The 19236-nt window shown below is 54.5% G+C and carries 19 protein-coding genes and 1 riboswitch; all 19 genes read left to right on the plus strand.

Going from position 1 to position 19236, the window contains the following annotated elements:
* The first annotated feature begins 60 nt into the window (after positions 1-60).
* Positions 61-966: an urea ABC transporter permease subunit UrtB gene (urtB, locus tag AC0YOB_RS36575; protein WP_210046365.1), complete on the plus strand. Its 906-nt coding sequence runs from the start codon at positions 61-63 to the stop codon at positions 964-966.
* Positions 967-986: 20 nt separating this feature from the next.
* Complete coding sequence (gene urtC, locus AC0YOB_RS36580) at positions 987-2075, plus strand: urea ABC transporter permease subunit UrtC (RefSeq protein ID WP_475796982.1); 1089 nt, start codon at positions 987-989, stop codon at positions 2073-2075.
* The gene (urtD, locus tag AC0YOB_RS36585) at positions 2038-2823 is read left to right on the plus strand and encodes an urea ABC transporter ATP-binding protein UrtD (protein WP_475796983.1); all 786 of its coding nucleotides are present in this window, start codon (positions 2038-2040) and stop codon (positions 2821-2823) included. Before urtC ends, urtD begins: the two co-directional genes overlap by 38 nt.
* On the plus strand, positions 2801-3496 hold the full coding sequence (gene urtE / locus AC0YOB_RS36590; protein WP_475796984.1) for an urea ABC transporter ATP-binding subunit UrtE: 696 nt from the start codon (positions 2801-2803) through the stop codon (positions 3494-3496). The genes urtD and urtE overlap by 23 nt, the downstream gene beginning before the upstream one ends.
* Before the next feature lie 119 nt (positions 3497-3615).
* A riboswitch (guanidine-I (ykkC/yxkD leader) is annotated at positions 3616-3760 on the plus strand.
* Positions 3761-3908: 148 nt separating this feature from the next.
* Entirely contained in the window at positions 3909-4925 is a 1017-nt protein-coding gene (locus AC0YOB_RS36595; RefSeq protein ID WP_475796985.1) for an ABC transporter substrate-binding protein, read from the plus strand.
* 7 nt (positions 4926-4932) lie between these two features.
* The gene (locus tag AC0YOB_RS36600; protein WP_475796986.1) at positions 4933-5733 is read left to right on the plus strand and encodes an ABC transporter permease; all 801 of its coding nucleotides are present in this window, start codon (positions 4933-4935) and stop codon (positions 5731-5733) included.
* Positions 5734-5844: 111 nt separating this feature from the next.
* Positions 5845-6636 (plus strand): ABC transporter ATP-binding protein, encoded by a 792-nt coding sequence (locus AC0YOB_RS36605; RefSeq protein ID WP_475797005.1) that lies wholly within the window; start codon positions 5845-5847, stop codon positions 6634-6636.
* Between the two features lie 288 nt (positions 6637-6924).
* Positions 6925-7467 (plus strand): stage V sporulation protein T, encoded by a 543-nt coding sequence (gene spoVT / locus AC0YOB_RS36610; RefSeq protein ID WP_475772596.1) that lies wholly within the window; start codon positions 6925-6927, stop codon positions 7465-7467.
* A gap of 192 nt (positions 7468-7659) precedes the next feature.
* Positions 7660-9465, plus strand: a complete 1806-nt coding sequence (locus AC0YOB_RS36615; protein WP_475797006.1) for an oligosaccharide flippase family protein — start codon at positions 7660-7662, stop codon at positions 9463-9465.
* Between the two features lie 325 nt (positions 9466-9790).
* A complete protein-coding gene (gene yabN, locus AC0YOB_RS36620) occupies positions 9791-11278 on the plus strand; it encodes a bifunctional methyltransferase/pyrophosphohydrolase YabN (protein ID WP_475796987.1) in 1488 nt (495 codons plus the stop codon).
* Positions 11279-11578: 300 nt separating this feature from the next.
* On the plus strand, positions 11579-11851 hold the full coding sequence (locus tag AC0YOB_RS36625) for an HU family DNA-binding protein (protein WP_210046373.1): 273 nt from the start codon (positions 11579-11581) through the stop codon (positions 11849-11851).
* A 3-nt stretch (positions 11852-11854) separates the two neighbouring features.
* Positions 11855-12136 carry an RNA-binding S4 domain-containing protein gene (locus tag AC0YOB_RS36630; RefSeq protein WP_475772599.1) on the plus strand — a complete coding sequence of 94 codons (282 nt, stop codon included), beginning with the start codon at positions 11855-11857 and terminating at the stop codon, positions 12134-12136.
* Between the two features lie 194 nt (positions 12137-12330).
* Positions 12331-12615: a sporulation protein YabP gene (gene yabP / locus AC0YOB_RS36635; protein WP_210046375.1), complete on the plus strand. Its 285-nt coding sequence runs from the start codon at positions 12331-12333 to the stop codon at positions 12613-12615.
* A complete protein-coding gene (gene yabQ, locus AC0YOB_RS36640; protein WP_475796988.1) occupies positions 12612-13253 on the plus strand; it encodes a spore cortex biosynthesis protein YabQ in 642 nt (213 codons plus the stop codon). Before yabP ends, yabQ begins: the two co-directional genes overlap by 4 nt.
* A 30-nt stretch (positions 13254-13283) precedes the next feature.
* On the plus strand, positions 13284-13601 hold the full coding sequence (locus AC0YOB_RS36645; RefSeq protein WP_475790593.1) for an FtsB family cell division protein: 318 nt from the start codon (positions 13284-13286) through the stop codon (positions 13599-13601).
* Between the two features lie 143 nt (positions 13602-13744).
* Positions 13745-14311 carry a S1 domain-containing RNA-binding protein gene (locus AC0YOB_RS36650; protein WP_475796989.1) on the plus strand — a complete coding sequence of 189 codons (567 nt, stop codon included), beginning with the start codon at positions 13745-13747 and terminating at the stop codon, positions 14309-14311.
* A 543-nt stretch (positions 14312-14854) separates the two neighbouring features.
* Positions 14855-17350: a stage II sporulation protein E gene (gene spoIIE / locus AC0YOB_RS36655; RefSeq protein WP_475796990.1), complete on the plus strand. Its 2496-nt coding sequence runs from the start codon at positions 14855-14857 to the stop codon at positions 17348-17350.
* A 209-nt stretch (positions 17351-17559) separates the two neighbouring features.
* On the plus strand, positions 17560-18285 hold the full coding sequence (locus AC0YOB_RS36660; RefSeq protein WP_210046380.1) for a vWA domain-containing protein: 726 nt from the start codon (positions 17560-17562) through the stop codon (positions 18283-18285).
* Entirely contained in the window at positions 18269-19195 is a 927-nt protein-coding gene (locus tag AC0YOB_RS36665) for a serine/threonine protein kinase (RefSeq protein WP_210046381.1), read from the plus strand. The genes AC0YOB_RS36660 and AC0YOB_RS36665 overlap by 17 nt, the downstream gene beginning before the upstream one ends.
* The last annotated feature ends 41 nt before the right edge of the window (positions 19196-19236 follow it).

Raw genomic sequence — 19236 nt, forward strand, 5'->3', positions numbered from 1 at the left:
GCGCTTCTTTGGATACTTCCTTTGCCAATGCAAGAAGTCTGACGCATGAGGGGTGAAATAATGGATGTTATTGTGCTTCAGCTGTTTAACGGAATCAGTATCAGCTCGATTCTGCTGATGATCGCGCTTGGGCTTTCCATTACATTCGGACTTATGAAAGTCATCAACATGGCACATGGGGAACTGATTATGATCGGGGCTTACACCGCCTATGTCGTCCAGAATATGTTTACCTCTTATTTTCCCGCATCGGCGTTCGGCTGGTACTTTGTGCTGGCCATTCCGGTCAGCTTCGCCGTGGCTTTCGTGTTCGGCCTTGTACTGGAGATGACGTTGATCCGGTTCCTGTACGGCAGGCCGCTCGACAGTTTGCTTGCGACCTGGGGCGTCGGTCTGATGCTGCAGCAGCTGGCACGCACCATATTCGGCGCTCCGAACGTCGGGGTAACCAGCCCTTCCTGGCTGAATGGCGGGATGACGGTGATGGGAGATGTGGTACTGCCGTACAAACGGCTGTTTATTATTGCGCTTGTGCTGGTTTGCTTGTTCGCTATGTATCTATACATTTACCGCAGCCACTCGGGACGCAGAATGAGAGCAGTTATGCAAAATCGGGAGATGGCGGCATGTGTAGGCATCTCGACGCGCCGCGTGGATGCCACGACCTTCGCTATCGGCTCGGGGATTGCGGGAATTGCCGGCTGCGCATTGACCTTGATTGGTCCGATCGGTCCGTCCATCGGCACCTATTATATCGTCGACGCGTTCATGGTCGTTGTGCTTGGCGGCGTGGGCAAGCTCGTGGGCACTGTATTTGGCGCATTCGGCATCGGCATGTCCAACACATTGTTTGAGTACTGGACGACAGCTTCGCTGGGCAAAGTGCTGGTTTTCTTGTGTATCGTTGCTTTTCTGCAGTGGAAACCGATGGGGCTCGTCGCCATGCGGACGCGTTCGCTGGATTAACGTTAAAGGGTGGGATTGGCATGCAAAGGCGAATGATGACATCCAGGCAATGGTGGCTGCTGGCGGGTTATGCGGCTTGCGCAACCGCGCTCTTCTGCGCGCCGCTTGTGCTCAGCGACTTCCGGCTTAACCTCCTTGCCAAATTTCTGGCTTATGCCATTGTTGCGCTCGGGCTGGATTTAATCTGGGGGTATACCGGAATTTTGAGTCTGGGGCATGGCGTATTTTTCGGTCTGGGCGGTTATGCCATGGCGATGTATCTTAAGCTTGATGCCAGCGGCGGCAGGCTGCCGGACTTTATGGATTGGAGCGGCTTGACCGCGCTGCCGTGGTTTTGGAAGCCCTTCGGGAATTTCGGGTTCGCCGTGGCGGCGGGGATTTTGCTGCCTGCGCTGATTGCGCTTATACTTGGCTATTTTACGTTCCGGAACCGGATTCGCGGTGTTTATTTTACAATTCTGACACAGGCGCTTGTGATCATTACGACTACACTGTTCATCGGCCAGCAGGCTTTTACGGGCGGAACCAACGGGGTGACCGGATACAGCCAGCTGTTCGGCAGCTCCTTGGCATCGCCGGACACGAAGCGGACACTGTACCTGGTGACTGTCGCAGCGCTTATTGCGGCTTATGCGCTATGCCGTTTTCTGGTGATGAGCCGCTTTGGGAAAGTACTTCGGGCAATCCGGGATGGTGAGAACCGGGTTCGGTTTATCGGCTATAACCCGGCGCTGTACCAGATGGTGGCCTTCAGCATCTCGGCGGGCCTTGCCGGGCTTGCCGGCATGTTGTTCGTTCTCCATGTCGGCATTATTTCGCCATCGATGATGGGTATTGTGCCGTCGATTGAGATGGTGCTGTGGGTGGCGATAGGCGGCCGCGGCACGCTCTATGGGGCAGCGCTGGGCGCGATTCTGCTCAATTCCGCCAAGAGCGCGTTCAGTGAATCGTATCCGACAATCTGGCTGTTCTTTATGGGCGCTCTGTTCGTTGTCGTTGTTGTCTTCCTGCCGAAGGGAGCAGCAGGTCTGTCCGGCCAATTCAAACGATTGATAAGAAGGAGGGCGAAGCATGAAGGGGCAGATGGAGTCCGTCATCCTGCAGTGTGATGAGGTGACCGTGGATTTTGACGGTTTCAAAGCAATCCAGGGCATGAACCTGAGTCTGGAGCGGGGCGAGCTCCGATTTCTGATCGGGCCTAACGGAGCGGGAAAAACGACAATGCTGGATGTGATCTGCGGGAAAGTGAAGCCGACGGCAGGGAAAGTGGTGTTCAGCAAAACCATCGATATTACGCGGAAAAAAGAACATCAAATTGCGGAGCTTGGCATCGGGCGCAAGTTTCAAACCCCTTCGATTTTCCCGACGCTTACCGTCTATGAGAATCTGGAAATCGCCATGAAGCAAAAGCGTGGGGTATTTGCGGCCATGCGGGCCAGGATGCGAACGGAGGATCATGACCGGATTGAAGCGCAGCTTGAGATGATCGGTCTGGAAACCAAGGCAGACTGGCGGGCCGGAGGCCTCTCTCACGGAGAGAAGCAGTGGCTGGAGATCGGCATGATGCTGCTGCAGGAGCCGGAAATATTGCTGCTTGATGAGCCGGTAGCGGGTATGACGGATAATGAAACGGAGAAGACCGGCGAGCTGCTGAAGCAGATCAGCAGGACGCAGTCGATTGTTGTCGTGGAGCATGATATGGAGTTTGTCCGTAATTTTGCAAGCAAAGTGACTGTTATGCATGAAGGGAAGCTGCTGAAGGAAGGCTCCATGGAGGACGTGCAGCGGGATGACCGGGTGGCGGAAGTGTATTTGGGGAAAAGGCGGGATGCCGATGCTAGCCGTTCAACAGCTTGAAGCAGGATATGGCGAGAGTGTGATCCTGCGCGATGTGACGCTGAAGGTGAAGCCGGGGCAGGTGGTTTGCCTGCTGGGGCGCAATGGGGTTGGCAAGACCACGCTGATGAAGAGCATCATGGGGGTGCTCAAGGCGCGTAAGGGCAAGGTCTCCTACAAGGAGATGGATATGACCAGGCGTTCCCCGGGAGACAGGGCGAAGCAGGGGATTGGTTATGTGCCGCAAGGACGCGAGATTTTCGCGCAGCTGTCGGTTTTTGAGAATGTGCTGCTTGGCCTGGAGGCTTCACGGGAGAAAAAACGGGAGATTCCCGCTGCGGCTATCGCCAAATTCCCTGTGCTTCCCACCATGTACAGCCGCAGGGGCGGAGATTTAAGCGGCGGGCAGCAGCAGCAGCTGGCTTTCGCCAGAGCGTTGGCATCGGAGCCGGATATGCTGCTCCTGGATGAGCCCTGCGAAGGCATCCAACCGTCGATCGTCGATGATATCCGCGATGTGATCCGGTCGATTAAAGCGGATGGTAGGACGGCCATACTGCTGGCTGAGCAAAGTCTGGAGTTTGTGAAGAGTGTGGGCGATTATTTTTATATTTTGGAGAAGGGGTCCATCGCCTGGGAGGGCGGTCTGGAATCGCTTGATGACGAGGTCATTCGCCATTATTTAACTGTATAATAAAATGTAATAAAACCTAACATCCACATTGACAAGAGAGTGTCATACCTTATAGAATACTATTAGATGTTAGATAATTTGACAAACTCATAAAGGTTCCCAGCCACGGCAGGTGGGGACACAAAGCTGTCTAGGGTTCCGTGATCTCTCTCGCTATAACCGAGGAAGAAATCAGCCTGGTCCAAGAGGCGGCGTATGGCAGGGTTGCTCTATTGATGGGAGTAATGGTGCCATATAACACGGAAGGACAAAAGCCTGGGAGATAATCCCAAGGCTTTTTCTTTTTTTACACTGAATTTTGCTGCGACAGGGCGGCAAACGCCGTTTCTTCTTCAGGATCATGCAAAAGGTTCAAGATTTCAATCGTTTATTTGCACTTGTTGTATATAAAAATAGAGGGAGCTGGAGTGGGATGAACAAAATCAAACGTACGGTTACGATTCTGATGTTGGCGGCGATTATTGCCGCGCTTGCCGGATGCGGAGGACCCAAGGAGGAAGCCTCCTCGGGCGGGGGCTCGGATAAGCCGGTCACGATTGCGCTCAGTCCTTGGCCGGGCTGGTTCTTCTGGTATTTGGTGGAGGAGAAAGGCTTTTTCGAAAAGCATGACGTGAATGTCAAGCTGGAATGGTTCCCTGTGTACAGCGACTCGCTGCAGGCATTGGCAACGGGCAAGGTGGACGCCAACAGCCAGACGCTGAGCGATACGCTTGCTCCCGTATCCAAAGGCATTGGACTGAAAGCCGTGCTTGTCAATGATAACTCCTTCGGCGGCGATGCCATCGTGAGCAAGCCGGAATTTAGCTCCATTGCGGATTTGAAAGGCAAAACAATAGCCACCGAGCTGGGTACGGTTGACCATCTGCTGCTGCTGACGGCATTAGACAAGAACGGGCTGAAGGAAAGCGACGTCAATTACGTCAACATGACGGTCAACGATGCGGGGCCTGCTTTTATTTCCGGAAAAACAGACGCTTCCGTGCTGTGGGAGCCGTTCCAGACGACTGCAGTCAAGGAAGGCAAGGGCAAGGTTCTATTCTCCTCCAAGGATACGCCAGGGCTGATTCCGGATTTGCTGGTTTTCCGCGATTCCGTGATCAAGAACCGGCCGGCTGATATTCAGAAGGTGGTTGACGCCTGGTTCGATGCGCTTGACTACTTCCAGGATCATCAGGATGAAGCGATTGAGCTGATGGCGAAGCATGCTGAAACATCCCCGGAAGACTTCAAGCTGGGGCTCGACAGCATCAAGCTGTTTACCGTAGAAGACAATATTAATGCATTCGGCAAGCGTGATGACTATACATCACTGCGATACACGGCTGAGAAAACAGCTGATTTCCTCAAGAACCTGGACATGGTGGACGACATTGACGATTTCGACGCTATTCTGGATTCCCAATTTGTTGAAGCAGCTGCGAAGAGGTGAGCAGTCAATGAAGACAAACAAACGACTCAGACCCCACAGATTGCAAATCTTCAAAGATATCGGCGGCAGGCCGTTCGCGTTTACAGCAGGAGCTTCATTCGCGCTGCTGCTGCTCGTCTGGTCCCTGCTCAGTTACACCGAAGCGGTCAATCCGGTCTTTCTGCCCAAGCCGCATGAGGTGCTGCTGGAGCTGATTCATCAGCTGGGGACCGCCATTTACTGGCATCATATTGGCATAAGCTTGTTCCGAGTTACCTCGGGCTTCGTGCTCGCCTGTATCATCGGGATCCCGATCGGTATCTTCGCGGGAACCTTCAAATTCGGGGAAGCATTTGTCGAGCCTCCGATGGAATTCATCCGTTACATGCCGGCTGTCGCGTTCATTCCGCTTATTATGGTTTGGGCGGGTATCGGCGAATGGGCTAAGATCCTGCTGATTTTTATCGGCTGTTTCTTCCAGCTTGTGCTTATGGTGGCGGACAACACGCGCCGCGTCTCGCATGATCTGCTGCAGGCCTCCTTCACTTTAGGGGCGGGGCGCTGGAAAGCGATCGAAACCGTATTGATACCGGCTATACAGCCGCAGCTGATGAACACCCTCCGTCTGGTTCTGGGCTGGGCTTGGACCTATCTGGTCGTCGCGGAGCTGGTGGCGGTGAACAGCGGTCTCGGTTTTGCCATCATGAAGGCGCAGCGCTTCCTGAATACGGATCAGATTTTTGTGGGGATTATCGTTATCGGGCTGCTTGGTCTGATCAGCGACCGGATTTTTGCTTTCTTAAACCGCAGATTATATCCATGGGCATAAACGGGAGGCTTTCCTAAGTCCTTAAGGAATGCTAGGAAGCAGGAGAGGAGTGGGAGTGTGGAAGCAGCGATACGGAAGCAGAAGGAAGGCAGCCGTGAGGAAGCGGGCGGCATCGGGTCAGCTGGTCGCGGTCCAGCGGTTGTGCCGGCCAGCGGTGAAATTGTAATAAGCGGGCTGCAGAAGGTGTATGAAACAAAAACAGGCCGGTTCGAGGCGCTTAAGGGAATCGATTTGACGGTGGGAAGCAATGAATTCGTGACAATACTTGGCCCCTCGGGCTGCGGAAAATCAACCCTGCTGCGCATTGTCGCAGGCCTCGATGAGCTGACGGAGGGCACAGTCACCGTCGATGGCGGGGAAGTGATTGGTCCGGGAGCCGACAGGGGCATGGTGTTCCAGGGCTACACCCTGTTCCCATGGCTGACCGTGCAGGAGAACATTGAATACGGTCCGAAGCTTAAGGGAGTGGCAACTATGGACCGCCGTGCAATCAGCAGCTATTTGTTGAAGGTGACCCGGCTGGAGGAATTCCGTAAAGCCTATCCCAAGCAGCTCTCCGGCGGGATGAAGCAGCGGGTCGCAATCGCCAGAGCTTTGGCCAACCGGCCGAAGGTGCTGTTGATGGATGAGCCGTTCGGCGCGCTTGATGCCCAAACGAAGCTGGAAATGCAGGAAATGCTGCTTGAGGTATGGGAGAGGGAAAAAACAACGGTTTTGTTCATTACTCATGACATCGATGAAGCGATATTCTTGTCCCAGCGTATTGTGGTTATGGGTGCCGGACCCGGGCGGATATTGAAGACCTATGAGGTGAAGCTTCCTGCCCGGCGATCGCCGGAAGTGCGCGAGCATCCCGAATTTCTGGCTCTGAAGCGGGAGATTGCCCAGCTTCTCAAGCATTGATCTCATCACCTGCGGAAGCAGGAAAATGCTATGTAATGTGTGCGGCGGCGGCTCGATTTCGGGCCGTCGTTTGATGCTGGGCCAGCATTTTATTGAGGGGTTCCCCGGCCTGCGGATATTTTAAAGACTGTGATCGTTTACCACGTGCATAAGAATATGGGAGCGGATGAATACTATGGTCAGATTCGAAAAGCACCTTTATTACAAGTTCTCTCCTCTTGTGCAATAGACAAGCATCAGGTATCCAGTCGAATTCAAAACCTTCAATGAAAGTGGGGCAACCAGAACATGAAAGCAACTGGAATTGTTCGTCGAATTGACGATTTGGGCCGGGTCGTCATTCCTAAGGAAATCCGCCGTACGCTGCGTATACGCGAGGGCGATCCGCTTGAAATATTCGTTGACCGCGATGGGGAAGTGATTTTGAAGAAATATTCCCCGATCGGGGAGCTTGGTGAATTCGCCAAGGAATACGCCGAGTCCCTATCGGAAAGCACGAGCCACATTACGCTGATTACGGATCGTGACAATATCATTGCCGTAGCGGGGACATCGAAGAAGGAATATATGGAGAAGCAAATCGGATCGATTCTGGAGTCCTGCATGGAGAACCGCAAAACGGTGGTTGAGACCGGCAGCGGCTCGTATGAAGTAGTCAAGGATCTCGGTGAAGCTTTCAGCTCGTTTGTAGCGGCGCCGATTGTAGCGGGCGGAGACCCCATTGGTACGGTTGTGCTGCTGAGCAAGGATGAGAACGTCAAGATGGCGCAGATGGAAACCAAAATGGCCGAAACAGCCGCCGGATTCCTGGCCAAACAAATGGAGCAATAAAGGGCAAGCTGCCTGCACAGTGACGTTAAAACACTGGCAGCAGCTTGTTTTTTGTTTTGGGTTGTGTGCGGGGGTATCGGCCGCTGCTAAATGTAGAGGTGAAGTGCAGCCAAGGAGCGCCATTCACATTAGGGTGCTTTCGGGTATAATGAGGGGAGGAGTACAGACAGGCAGGTGCCGGGCTTGGAACAAGTGAAACGACATAAGGCCAATGCTTCCGGGATTGCCGGCAGCGGCAGGTCCGGATTGAGGGATGAGGATAAGATTTTGACCCCTGAAGGGGATACATACAGCGGCGGGCAGAGTGACGATCCCACGCCTGAAATGGGCGTCCGGCGCATCCGCGGTCCGCAGATGCTCGAGGGAGCGGCATTGATGGGAGCCGCGATGCTGATCAGCAAGGCGCTCGGAACCCTGCAGAAGATTCCACTGCAAAATATTGCGGGGGATCGGGTATTCGGCATTTACAATGCGGTATATCCGTTGTATCAGCTGCTGCTTGTCATGGTTACGGCGGGCTTCCCTGTTGCCGTATCACTGCTTGTTGCGGAGCGGATGGCCGGCGGTGACCGGGACGGCGCGCGGCTTGTGCTGAGGGCGGGCGTGATGCTGCTCAGCCTCAGCGGAGCTGCCGGTTTTGCGCTCATGTGGCTGGGGGCCCGTCACATTGCGGGATGGATCGGCGATCCGGATACCGTTTCCGCTGTTCGCGCCGTTTCGCTGGCGCTGTGGGTTGGGCCTGTTACGGCTGCGCTTCGCGGGTATTATCAAGGACTTGGGAACATGCTGCCCTCGGCTGTTTCCCAGCTGTCCGAACAGACCGTCCGTGTAGGCGCCATGCTTGCGCTGCTGGCCATCGGATGGCACTTGGGTTGGAACGACGGATCATTGGCTGCCGGAGCAACGGCGGGCTCCGCTTTCGGCGGCGCCGCAGGCCTTATGGTCATTGCCGGGTATTGGCTGCGTAATCGGGCAATGAACCGTCCTGAAGCTGCATTTACGAGTCCTGTTAGCGGTGGAATGGCACCTTCCGGGCAGGCACCGAAGCCTCTGGATAGCGGTGTAATAATGCCGCTTATGCGCAGACTCGCCGGCCTTGCGGTACCTGTTACGCTCGGCGCACTGGCTGTTCCCGCGCTCAGCGTAGTCGATGCGTTCACAGTGCCGCGCCTATTGGGCGCTGCGGGCGCAGACCCGGCGGCGGCTATGGCGCAGTTCGGCCTGTACAGCCGCGGCCAGCCGCTTGTGCAGCTGGTCGTGATGGTGGCAGGCGCAATGGGCGCCGCGCTTGTTCCGGCGTTAGCGACTGCGCGGCTTCAGGGCGACCTGGCCGGCGTGAAACGGCAGTCGGCCCTTGTGATGCGCGCCGCGTGGGCGGTGGGCGGTGCGGCGGCGGTCGGGCTCGTGCTGCTGGCCGAGCCCATCAATGTCATGCTGTACGCGGACGCCGCCGGCACGCGTACCTTTGCCCTTGTGGGCTGCACAGCGCTCGCGGGCACGGTCGCCGCGGTCGCCGCAGCCGCTCTGCAGGGGCTGGGGAGCGCCCGCGCCCCTGCGCTGTTCATGCTGGCGGCCGCCGTGCTGAAGGCGGCGCTCAACGCTCTGCTCGTGCCGGCGCTGGGCATCGCCGGCGCGGCCTGCGCGGGCATCGCCGCGCTTGTGGCGGCCGCCCTGCTGAGCGCGGGCGCCGTCCGCCGCACCACGGGCGCGGGAGTGCCCGCTCGCCGTGCCGCGGGCACCCTGCTTGCGCTCGCGGTAATGGCCGCGGCGCTGGTCCTAGCCGAGCGCTGCGGAGCGCCGCTGCTCGGGCTGGCGCTGCCGCCCAGAGCGGCCGCCGCCGTGCTGGCGCTCGGCGGCACAGCCATCGGCGGCGCGCTGTTCGCCGCCGCCGCGCTCCGCTTCGGCGGCGTAACCGCGGCCGAGCTGCGGGCACTGCCCGGCGGCCCAAGTCTGGCCGCCCGCCTGATCCGCTGGCGGCTGCTTCCTCCCGGCGAGTAACATGAGGCAGAATGCCTCATGTATAGCCGCCAGGCACGCACCACCCGGCTTGCCGTACATGAACTCGGCCTTGATCTGCTCGGGTACAGCCCGCCAGGCACGCACCACCCGGCTTGCCGTACATGAACTCGGCCTTGATTTGCTCGGGTACAGCCCGGCAGGCACGTACCACCCGGCTTGCCTTACATGAACTCGGTCTTGATCACCTCACTCACGTATATTCCGCCAGGCACGTACGCCATCAGCTCTCTAAGAACAGCTCATGCGGTCTTGGCAGCATTTCAAGAAAATGCCTACTACTTATTAAGCCAAGGAGGGTTCATTCATGCAACCAACCATTACCGTTGTCGGGCTGGGGTCTGGCGATGCCGACCAGCTGACGCTCGGCGTCTGGCGCAGGCTCCAGAAGGCGGAGCGCCGCTTTGTACGGACGGAGAGGCATCCGATGATGAAGATTTTCGGCGATAATGATTTAACCTATACGTCGTTTGACAGCCTGTATGAACAGCTTGATTCCTTCCCTGATGTCTATGCCGCTATTACGGAGGCGCTGATCGGGCAGGCCAAATCGCTGTCAGCCGCGTCTGAGCTGATTTACGCCGTTCCCGGGCACCCGATGGTAGCGGAACGTACCGTTCAGCTGCTGCGCGAACGCTGTCCGCAGGAGGGGGTCGAGCTGGTTATTCTGGGTGGAGAGAGCTTCCTCGATCAGGCCTTCACCCGGCTTGGCTTCGATCCCATCGAAGGCTTCGTGCTGCTGGATGCAGCGGAACTAAAGCCGTCACAGCTGCGGCCGGAGCTGCACACCCTGATCGGTCAGGTCTATGATGAATTTACGGCTTCGGATGTGAAATTAAGCTTGATGGAGCAGCTGCCCGACGACTATCCCGTCATTGTCGGCCACGCGCTCGGCATCGCGGGCGAAGAACAGATATTGACGATCCCGCTCTATGAGCTGGACCGGACTCCGGGATTTGGGAATTTGTCCCTTGTCTATGTGCCCCGCTCCACCGATGACAAGCTGCGCAACCGATCCTTTGAAAGACTGCACGAGATTGTGGGGATCCTCCGCAGCCCTGAAGGCTGCCCTTGGGACCGGGAGCAGACGCATGCCTCCATCCGCAAAAACTTTATCGAGGAAACCTACGAAGCGATCGAAGCGCTGGATGCGGACGATCCGGACGGAATGCGCGAGGAATTCGGCGATGTGATCCTTCAGGTTATGCTGCACAGCCAGATGGAAGAGGAGGTTGGCTCCTTCTCCGTCTACGATGTCATCGAGTCCCTCAATGAGAAGCTGCTGTTTCGCCATCCGCATGTTTTTGGCGACCAGGTTGCCAATGATTCCGGGGAAGCCCTGCAGAATTGGGAGCAGATGAAAGCGGAGGAGAAACGGCGCAAAGGCATAAATCCCGGGGAGCTGTCGCAGCTGGACGGGATTCCGCCGGATCTGCCCGGGCTTATGAAGGCTTATAAGCTTCAGAAGAAAGCGGCCAAGGTCGGCTTTGACTGGGATGATATTCAGCCGGTGCTCGGCAAGATCGAAGAGGAACTGGGTGAGCTGCGGGAGGCCATAGCAGCCGGGAATCCGGAAGAGCAGGCCGATGAGCTGGGCGATCTGTTGTTTGCCGTGGTGAATGCTTCCCGGTTCATCCATGCTGATCCCGAAGAAGCGCTTGCCCGGACGAACCGGAAGTTTAAGAAACGATTTTCATATATTGAAGAGCAGCTTCGTATAAGTGGACGAACCTTTGACCAAACTGATTTAATAGAGATGGACCGGTATTGGGAGGAAGCCAAGCTGCTCCCCTGAAAGCGCGATTGACGCCGGTTGCTCTTCCTTGAGGTAAGCCCGGGGCAGAATAAGACTGCCCGCTTATCCTAAGGAAGGGTTGAAGCTGATAGACTGCTGCAGATGAGAGGGCCGTTCTTCCAACCCGACTAAAGGTTCATCGGAAATTCGTCTCCAGTCGCCAGAAATTGCAAAAAAAATTTACAAATGGGCAGGATTTATTTAGAATCAAGCAGAATAGGTACAAGCGGGCAAGTAAACTCAAAGTAGAAGTATAGTGACTATCTGCTATGATAATTAAAAATTTAGGAGGCTATGTTCATGAACAAAACAGATCTTATCAACAGCATTGCAGCTAAAAGCGGGCTTACCAAGCGTGATGTCGAGTCGGTTCTCAATGGTTTTATGGGAGAAGTAACCGATGCGCTGGCAGGCGGCGAGAAAGTGCAATTGATCGGTTTCGGTACATTCGAAACCCGCAAGCGCTCTGGCCGTACGGGCCGCAACCCGCAAACGGGCAATCCCATCACTATCGCGGAATCCAAAGTTCCTGCATTCAAAGCCGGCAATAAATTAAAAGAAGCTATCAAGTAGTTCATGCGTCTTGATAAGTTTCTCAAAGTCTCCCGGCTGATCAAGCGGCGCACCGTCGCCAAGGATGTATCCGATCAAGGACGCGTCTGGATCAACGGCCGGGAAGCCAAAGCGAGCAGCACCGTCAAAGCCGGCGACGAGCTCATGATTCAATTCGGCCAGAAAGTTGTCACCGTGCGCATTGAGCGGCTTGCGGAGACGACCAGGAAGGACGAGGCGAGCGGCTTATACACTTTGTTGAAGGAAGAATCGCGCCAAGCCGAGAACAAAATGGAATGGCAATAAAGGAAATGACGGCCTTTCACCGGGGTTTTCGGTGGGGCCGTCTTTTTTTTAGAAGGAAGCGAATGCGCCTTTATCTGCTGCGGCTCCCGTACCGGCATGCAGCTTTTCCTTTTTCCGGCAGAACGGTATAAGGATGAATTGTTCTAAAACCTGTCCCACCCCCATAGGCTAGTCTTAAAGGAGGGGACGAGGCGATGATTGATCAAGGAAAAGGGCAAAAACGTCAGGAAATCAAAATGCTTAATCGTAAAATACTCGAAATTACGGGTGTCATGAATGTGGAAAGCTTCGATGTTGAAGAGTTTCTGCTGGAAACGGAGCTTGGCTTCCTGGCCATTCGCGGGCAGAACCTACATATGAAGCATCTGAGCCTGGAGCAGGGTCTTGTTGCCATTGAGGGGCTCGTCCATTCGCTGACTTATCTGGACGGGAATACCGCAGCCAAATCCAAAAGCTTGTTCGGGAAGATATTTAAGTGAGTCTCAGCGTACAGTGGTGGACGATGGCGACGATGCTGCTGTCCGGGATTGGAATGGGCATTATTTTTGACGGGTACCGTGTTGTGTCGGACGAGCTGCGGATCGGACGATTATGGGTTCCGGTGCTTGATTTGCTATATTGGATTGCCGCGACGATTGTTGTTTTCCAGGTCCTCTCGGCAAGCAATGAGGGCGAGGTGCGGGCATATGTCTTTCTCGGGCTCCTGCTGGGAATCGCCAGCTATTACTGGCTTTTCAGCAAAATAGTGGTGAAGCTTGTACATTTTTTTATCCGTGCCGTCCGTACTCTGATTCAAATCATAGTCAAGATGTTTATATATATTGTCGTACGTCCTTTACAGCTGCTCTACCGGCTATGCAAGCTGATTATTTCCTTTTTGATTGCGCTTGCTTTGTTCCTCTTGAAAATTGTGATACAATTAACCCGTCCACTCTGGATTCTGGTTCGCTGGATGATGAGCCCGATCACCAAACCGTTCTCGCGATGGGTGGTTGGCTGGTGGGTTCCGCTTATGGCCAGATGGCGGGTTGCCGAACGCTGGAAGTCCGCGGCCGGCAAGGCGGCAGGGGTTTGGCAGCGATTGACAAACTGGAAGAAGAAGGACAGTGATGAATAGATAATGTTATGAGTGGAGGTCAACGAATTGATGATGACGGCTACCGGGAGTACTCCTACACCTTCATACACAGGAACGAAACGTCGGCTGAAACTATGGTTTATCGTCATTGCTTTATTCTTGGGCTGGGCATCCTATACGTTTATATCCCAGTTGGAGCGGCAAGGTCAGTCCGAGCTCAAGCTCGCCGAGACAAAGCAGATGATCGATACGGCGAACACTCAGATCAATGATCTCAAGCAAGAAGTCGCCAAACTGAATGATAAAGAATACATTGGTCAATTGGCTACGAAAGAACAGGGTATGGTAAAAAAAGGCGAGCAGCAGATACAGGTCATTGAGGATTGATTCGTCCTGAAATCGGGTACACGTCTGTTGCCTTGCACCTCTCGTTCGGTTATAATCACCTTAGTAGCAGCATTTATTGTTGGTTGTAAGGCCATCAGAAGCTAGCAGCTTCACATAACGGTTAGGGAGGAACATTTTTACCTATGGCAATTGAAGTGGGCGCCAAGTTAGAGGGCAAAGTGACAGGTATTACGCATTTCGGGGCATTCGTCGATTTGTCGGGAGGTGTCACGGGACTCGTTCACATCTCAGAGATTGCCGATAATTACGTCAAGGATGTTAAAGACCATCTTAAACTGGAAGATATTGTAACAGTTAAGGTCATTAATGTAGATAAAGACGGGAAAATCGGACTTTCGATAAAACAGGCAATCGACCGTCCTGAGGGTTCTGTTCCACCTCAACGCGAACGCAGTGCCAGCCCTGGCGGAGGATTCAACCGTACAGGTGGTGGCGGAAGCGCAGGCGGCGGAGGCGGCTTTAGTCGTCCTGGCGGCGGAGGCGGAGGCGGCTTCAATCGTACTGGCGGCGGCGGTGGAGGCGGCGGTGGACGTCCTTTCAATAAAGCAGCAGGCGGTAAACCTTCCTTTGGCAAACCAACCTTCGAGGATAAAGTATCGCGCTTTCTTAAGGATAGCGAGGAACGCATTTCTTCGATCAAGAAGAATACGGAATCCAAACGCGGCGGACGCGGAGCGAAGCGCGTTTAATTGTATATGACTCTTTGCAGGCAGAACCTTCGGGTTCTGCCTTTTTTGGCTTTCCAGAGATTGTGAGGGGTGCAGCGCTTTTTACGCATATTGCGCCAGAAGTTTGTCGTATCGGTAATCTTTTCTGATATTTTCTTATCTTAGAAACTGCGTCAAGCTATGAAGGCGGTTCTGCCATTGCCGATTCATCACCCGATTACCCCAATTCTTCCGGTTTAAATCCGCGAATTTGAAGAATATGCCTCTTTTTCAAAAAAACTTTTCCCTTCATCTCATCTATTCCCGACAGGTTCGGACGGCGTTTCACCGATTGAGGCTTCCCGTCAGACAATGTTTTTTGTTGAACGGTGGGTCGCCGGCGGCACGTGCTGCACGTCCAATGCCGCGTAATCCGTGCAACCGCGCTCAGCGCGCGCGCCGTTTCCAATTCACGCATTTTTGTCGGAAAAAACTTTGAGAGTGACAACGCTTTATGACAAACTTTTATATGGACATGCTCCTATACTGAGAACACACAAATCGGGAATGGGTGGTGTCCTTGAAATGAGAGACAAGCAAAATGTCGTGTTGTTTCCTAATGTTAAACGGACGAGCATTATACAGACGGCGATTCAAAAGGGAGTGAATGGTTCCTTTATGCGCAGGCTGGGAGCGATGATCTCCTCGAAGAAATGGGCATTTGTTCTGATGGTCGTTGGTTTTCTTCTCGGTCGCGCTGTTATTCTTGAGTCGCTTACCCCCTTTGCGGTTGCTTACTTCACGGTTGTTTATTTTCTAAGAAGAGATTCTTATCTCTCAGTAGGGTTTTCCATTGTTCTTGGCAGCTGCTTCGCCATTTCGCCGGAACCGATGTGGATTGCCATGGAGCTGGCTGTTGTCTATCTGTTGATGAGAGGGCTTGAAGCTTACGAACGGGCGGAATTATCCTACGCCCCGCTCCTTGTCTTCATCTCCACCCTTATTGTAAGGCTGTTCAGCGTCGTCATTGTCGATACGCTTGGCTGGTATCAGCTGATGATGGTGGGTGTAGAGGCTGCGCTGGCCTTCGTTCTGACACTGGTGTTTGTACAGGCCATACCTGTTCTGACGATGACGAGGAAGACCTCATCGCTGAAGAACGAAGAAATTATATGTCTGATGATACTGCTTGCTTCCGTGATGACAGGTGCTGTCGGCTGGGCGGTATACGGTCTGTCTGTTGAACATATGATGTCCCGTTACATGCTGCTGCTCTTTGCCCTGGTAGGCGGGGCGCCGCTTGGCGCATCCGTGGGCGTGATAGCCGGATTGATTTTGAGTCTCGCGGACTTGAATGCCATCGTGCAGATGAGTTTGCTCGCTTTTGCGGGACTGCTTGCGGGGCTGCTGCGGGAGGGCGGGAGAATGGCAGTCGCCTTCGGCATGCTGCTCGGATCATGTATTCTCTCTATTTATATAGGAAATCAGCAGGATGTGTTGGCCTCCACCTGGGAATCGGTCATCGCTGCCGCATTGTTTCTGGTTACGCCCCGTTCCATTATGCGCACCATTGCCAAATATGTGCCGGGGACACAGGAGCATGTCAAATCACAGCATGAATATGCCAGGCGGGTGCGCGATGTGACGGCTCAGCGCGTCACGCAGTTCTCTGAAGTGTTCAAGCAACTGTCGCGAAGCTTCGGACAGGTCAACCTTGTTGATGAGAGTGTGAAGCGTGAGGAGACTGTCGGCCACTTTATGAATGCGGCTGCGGAGAAAACATGCGCTTCCTGTCACCGCAAGGAACTATGCTGGGAGGGGAGATTCTATGATACGTACAGGGTAATGACGGGAATGATGACGGCTGTTGAAGAAGGGAGGAAGGTCGGACCCAAGGATATACCTAAGGAATGGAGCAATCATTGTATACGTTCGCCACAGGTACTGAGTGTTATGCAGCAGCAATATGAAATGTACAAGCATGATCAAATGTGGAGAAAGCAGCTCAGCGACTCAAGACAGCTCGTCGCCGAGCAGCTATCCGGCGTGTCGCAGATCATGGAAGATCTGGCGCATGAGATCAAGCGGGAAGGCCAACAACTGCATTTACAGGAAGAACAGATCCGAGAAGCGCTGGAAGGGCTCGGTTTATCCATACATGGCATTGATGTCGTTAATTTGGAGGAGGGGAATGTCGAAATTGAAGTTTACCATACCTTTGCCAGGGGCTATGATGAATGCCGCAAGATCATCGCCCCGCTGCTTTCGGATATTCTGGGTGAGCCGATCGCCGTGATCTCGGAGCGCTACCCCGAGAAGAGCGGCGAACCGGCGCTGGTCGTGTTTGGCACGGCCAAAGCGTTCGAGGTGGAGACCGGTATAGCCGGCGTCGCCAAAGGAGGAGATTTATTATCCGGGGACAGCTTCAGCACAGTGGAGCTGGGTAACGGAAAATTCGCCGTGGCCATCAGCGATGGGATGGGCAACGGGGAGCGGGCGAAGCTGGAGAGCAGCACCGCCCTGACCATCCTGCAGCAGCTCCTGCAGTCCGGCATGGATGAGAAGCTGGCCATCAAGTCGGTTAATTCGGTTCTGCTGCTCAGGTCGTCCGAGGAAATTTTCGCCACTGTGGACGTGGCCCTTATCGATATGTATACCGCGAAGACGACCTTCATGAAGATTGGCTCGACGCCAAGCTTCATCAAGCGCGGCAGCGAAGTCATTCCGATATCCGCAAACAATCTGCCCGTGGGCATTTTGCAGGAAATCGATGTCGATTTGATCCGGGTGCAGCTGATGGCGGGCGATACCCTCATAATGATGACCGATGGCATCTACGATGCTCCGGGCCATGCTGTTAATAAAGAATTGTGGATGAAGCGGGTTATTCAGGAAATCGCCTCAGACAATCCGCAGGAAATCGCCGACTCGCTCCTGGAAACGGTCGTGCGTTATCATAAAGGCGAAATCATGGACGACATGACAGTCGTCGTCGCCAGAGTAGACAAGCATCAGCCCGAGTGGGCAACCTTCCGCTGGCCGGGTCTGTCCAAGGTCGAGCGTCCAAGGACGGTGAGCTAGAGAATGCTATAGTATGATGAAGCCTGCCGGAGGGCGGGCTTTTTTGCTATGGCGATCTCTATCGATTCGCAAGCGGCGCAAAATGGTTAATGTCCAAGCAGGACATACGATTACATAGGGTTAAAGCCTCTTAAAACTGGGAACGCTGATAGAGATACTTCAAACGTTTGCTATCAGTAGATTCTGAAGTTTGTGGAGGTTTGTGAGAAATGAAACAGATTCTATTAATTACCGATGGATGCTCGAATGTAGGCATAAGTCCGGTTGTGGCGGCGGCACAGGCATATGCGCAGGGGGTCACGGTCAATGTTGTGGGTGTAGTGGATGAAGGGGATCTGGGTGAGTTCGGGACCTCTGAAATCGAGGAAATTGCCCGCGCAGGCGGAGGTCTTAGCCGATTGGCACAGACCAGGCAGCTGTCGCAAACGGTTCAGATGCTTACGCGCAAGACCGTAGTGCAGACGATCCAGCATGCCGTTCAACGTGAACTGAAGCAGGTTCTCGGCTCATCTTCGATTGAATCGCTGCCGCCGGAAAAACGCGGCGAAGTGGTTCATGTTATCGATGAGCTCAGCGAAACCAGCAAGCTGCGTGTAGCTCTGCTTATTGACGCAAGCGCGAGCATGAAGCCGAAGCTTGCGGCGGTTGAGGATGCGATTCGCGATCTTTCGCTCAGTCTTCAAGCCCGTCAGGGAAGCAGCGAAATCGCGGTATTTCATTTTCCGGGGTCAGCCTATGGCGAGGACTGCAAGCTTGATCTGGACTGGACCGGCAATGTCAGCGGAGCTGCGTCTTTGTTCCCCCGGCTGCAGATGCGCGGAACGACGCCTACAGGTCCCGCTTTGCTGCATGTCATTGATTTTTACCGAAAATCCGATTATGGTAATAGGAACAATGATGAAACGGACGGGATGATGAGTGACTACGTCGTTTGAATGGAGTTTGTCCCGGGGAACAATTATCAAGGGCAAATGGAAGCAGGGAAGCTACCGCGTGGAACGGCTGTTGGGTGAGGGCGCCAATGGCAAGGTTTTTCTTGTCGAGAGCCAGCGCAACTGGTATGCGCTCAAGATTGGCGCGGATGCAGTAGACCTGCAATCCGAGGTTAATGTGCTGCAGTCCATCGCGGAGCAGAGGCGCAGCTCAAAGGCAGAGTCTTATCTTGTCGATGTTGATGACTTGCGCACGGCTAACGGCAAGGAATATCCGTTTTATGTGATGCGCTATGTCCGCGGCGTAACATTGGCCGACTATTTGTCGAAGCAGGGAGCGGAATGGTTTCCGGTGACACTGTACAGCCTTCTCGGCAAACTGGCTCAGCTGCATGAAGCGGGCTGGGCCTTTGGCGATCTGAAGGTGGAGAATGTGCTCGTGGCTGATTACGGCCGTGTCGAGCTCGTCGATTATGGCGGAGTTACCGCCTTCGGCAAAGGGGTCAGGCAGTTCACCGAAATCTACGACCGCGGTTATTGGAATGCGGGAACGCGCAGCGCGGATGCGGGGTATGATCTGTTTTCGTTCGCTGTTCTTTGTCTGCAATTGTACGAAAGCAAACGGCTGGCCCAGTTGACTGCTTCCATGCTGCCGCAGAACCGCGTTCCCGAAGAGCTGCTGCGGCTGGCTTACGCGAATCCGGTGCTCAAGCCGCTTTGCGGCTGGCTGCGCAAGGCGATGGGCGGAGAATTCAAGAACGCCCGCGAAGCCGCGGCTGCGTGGCAGCAGTGGATGCACCGGCCCGGCGGACGCTCGTCCCCTCCGGTTTCCCGCTGGATCAAAGGATTGTTCGTTGCATCTGCGGCTGTGCTCGCCACAACGATATATTGGCTTTTGCGGACAGGATCGTAAATAAAGATCGGTCTTTAACGGATAAGGGATGAAAGATAATG

The organism is Paenibacillus sp. JT31N17, from assembly GCF_056269255.1.